The organism is Kitasatospora sp. NPDC059722 (assembly GCF_042733235.1).
GTDB lineage: Bacteria > Actinomycetota > Actinomycetes > Streptomycetales > Streptomycetaceae > Kitasatospora.
Genome location: NZ_JBHWGD010000115.1, coordinates 16594 through 19108, shown reverse-complemented (window position 1 = coordinate 19108; position 2515 = coordinate 16594). Strand labels below are relative to the sequence as shown.

Below are 2515 nucleotides of genomic sequence, written 5' to 3'. Positions count from 1 at the left end.
GAGAGCGCGGCGGCGGCTGTGGCGAGCGGCCAGCGGCGCTGAAGATTCGTCAATCTGATTGTGAACGGAATGACTTCCCCCGGTGTGAGCGGTCAGGTGATAGTCTTCGCTTGGGGCGCATCGTAGGACAGCAAGTCGACGTCCCGGCAGCGCAGTTGGGGGGATCCGTGTTCGGCCCTCCGGCTGCCCGGTCGGCGCCGCCGCTGGTCAGGACTCGCCGGGGTCCGCCACGAGGAGCCCGTCCCGTCCGTCGACTTGGCTCGAATCAATGGCCTCCCCTGGCGTGATCCACTCGCCGGGTGCTGCCGCGCGTCGCCACTCCGTCGTGTTCACCCCCTGTACGCGGACGGCCACCCTGTGGTGACATGTTCGCGTCAAAGCCGGGGTGGGGCAGGCCCGGGCCGGCCGTGCCCGCCCGCCCCCGGACCCGTGGACGATCGAAAGGGGAACCCCATGCTGCTCCGCGTGCTGGCCGCGACCGGTGTCGTCGCCTCGCTCTTCGGCGCACCCGCCTCCGGTGGCGACTCGCTCCCGACACCGCCCGACCGGATCGTCATCGACGTCGCGACGGTCAACGGCTCGGGCTGCCCGGCCGGGACGGCCGCCGTCGCCGTCTCCCCGGACAACACCGCCTTCACCGTCACCTACAGCCAGTACCTCGCCCAGGTCGGCGTCGGATCGAAGCCCACCGACTTCCGGAAGAACTGTCAGCTCGACCTCCGCGTGCACGTCCCGCAGGGCTTCACCTACGCGATCGCCTCCACCGACTACCGCGGCTACGCCCACCTGGAGAACGGGGCGACCGGCGTCCAGCGGGCCGGCTACTACTTCCAGGGCGACCCGCAGACCGCCTACGGGACCCACCGCTTCAACGGCCCGCGCGACGACAACTGGCAGGCGACCGACACCGTCGACGTCGCCGCCCTGGTCTGGGCCCCCTGCGGGGAGGAGCGCAACTTCAACATCAACACCGAACTCCGGGTCGCGGCGGGCTCCTCGGACCCGACCACCACCACGAGCTTCATGACGATGGACTCGACCGACGGGAGCATCAACACCGTGTACCACCTCGCCTGGAAGACGTGCCCCTGATCCGCTGAGGCGGGGGGGGGGGGGGGGGGGCCCCCCCCCCCCCACCCCCCACCCCGCGTGCGAGCCGATCAGCAGGCGATCGTCACGGAGAACGGACGGTCGTCGTCGACGCCCGGGGGAGCGGCCGTGCGGACGAACAGCGTGTCGGCCGAGGAGACGGCGAAGGCGCCGCCGGTTGCGAGCGCGAAGGCCGCCATGCCCGCCATGAGCTTCCTGGGCCTGGTCATGGGTTCTCTCCCGTCAGACGTGAGGGCCGGGAAGGGGCGAGCCGTCCCACCCGGGCTGTCCGCAGTCCTTCCTAGCGGGTCTCCGGGCCCCGGCACAGTATCGAGCCCGTGCCCGAGTTCGGCTCCTTCGGGGCGGGCATTGGCCTGGAGTCCTCCCGCGGGGCCCAGAACGCGGTGTTCCGCGCCTACCGGTACGCGCCGGAGGAGATTCCCTGGCTCTGAGCGGTCCCCAAAGCTCAGGGGCCCGCGGGCGGTTGCCGCCGCGGGCCCCGGCACCCGGCTGACGCGTTCCCGTCTGTCGCCTGTCGGTCCCTGCCCGTAGGGTGAGCCTCCGTTCCGCACGATCGGTGCGGACGGTCATCGGGCGACAACTCGGACGGAGTGGTATGGATATGAAGAATCGTCGGTTATGGACGCGCGTGCTGTCGGCGTTCGCACACCTCGCGGCGGTCATCGTGGGCCGCACGATGAGCGGCGCGACGAGTGCCGAGGCCAAGCCCGCGTGGGGCTGGGGCAACGGCCGTTGGTCGTGTTCCGGTGCGCCGGTGCCGGCCGGCTGGGTCATCACGGGCTACGACAGCAAGGGCTGCAACTTTGCGGGCTCGTGGTACCAGCAGCCGGTCTCGGACGGCATCTGGACGTGTTCCGGGTCCCCGGTCGTCCCCGGCTACGTGATCATCGCGCACGACCAGCGCGGCTGCAACGGGATCGGTTCCTGGCGGCACGGCCTCGTCCACGACGGGATCTGGACGTGTTCCGGCTCCCCGGTGGTCCAGGGGTACGTCATCACGGACCACCAGCAGAGCGGTTGCGGCGGGATCGGCGCGTGGCGGCACAACGTGGCGCGCGACGGGATCTGGACGTGTTCCGGTTCGCCCGTCGTCCAGGGGTACGTCATCACCGACCACCTGCAGTCCGGCTGCGGCGGCATCGGTGCCTGGCGGCACAACACCGCGCGCGCCGGTCTGTGGACCTGCCCGGGGTCGCCGGTCCCGGCCGGCTTCCGGGCGGCGGCCTTCCAGGCCTCCGGTTGCCACGGCATCGGCGCCTGGGTGCTGGTGAAGGCCTGACGGCCCAGCCGTAAGCCGTAAGCCGTCGGGGCCCGGGGGGCACCCCCACACCGCCCCCCCCCCCCCCCGGGACGCCGGCCGCCCAACCCCCCCCCGCGGGGGGTGAAGAAAAAAGAGAACGCCAAG

General features: G+C 71.7%; 3 protein-coding genes. 2 read left to right on the top strand and 1 reads right to left on the bottom strand.

Annotated features, from left to right (window positions below):
* The first annotated feature begins 456 nt into the window (after window positions 1–456).
* Window positions 457–1092 (top strand): DUF4360 domain-containing protein, encoded by a 636-nt coding sequence (locus ACFV4F_RS38135; protein WP_380438792.1) that lies wholly within the window; start codon window positions 457–459, stop codon window positions 1090–1092.
* Window positions 1093–1160: 68 nt separating this feature from the next.
* Here the strand turns inward: ACFV4F_RS38135 and ACFV4F_RS38130 are convergent, their stop codons facing one another.
* Complete coding sequence (locus ACFV4F_RS38130) at window positions 1161–1319, bottom strand: hypothetical protein (RefSeq protein WP_380509727.1); 159 nt, start codon at window positions 1317–1319, stop codon at window positions 1161–1163.
* A 392-nt stretch (window positions 1320–1711) separates the two neighbouring features.
* Here ACFV4F_RS38130 and ACFV4F_RS38125 point away from each other — a divergent pair, with 392 nt between their 5' ends.
* Window positions 1712–2389, top strand: a complete 678-nt coding sequence (locus tag ACFV4F_RS38125; RefSeq protein ID WP_380509724.1) for a hypothetical protein — start codon at window positions 1712–1714, stop codon at window positions 2387–2389.
* The last annotated feature ends 126 nt before the right edge of the window (window positions 2390–2515 follow it).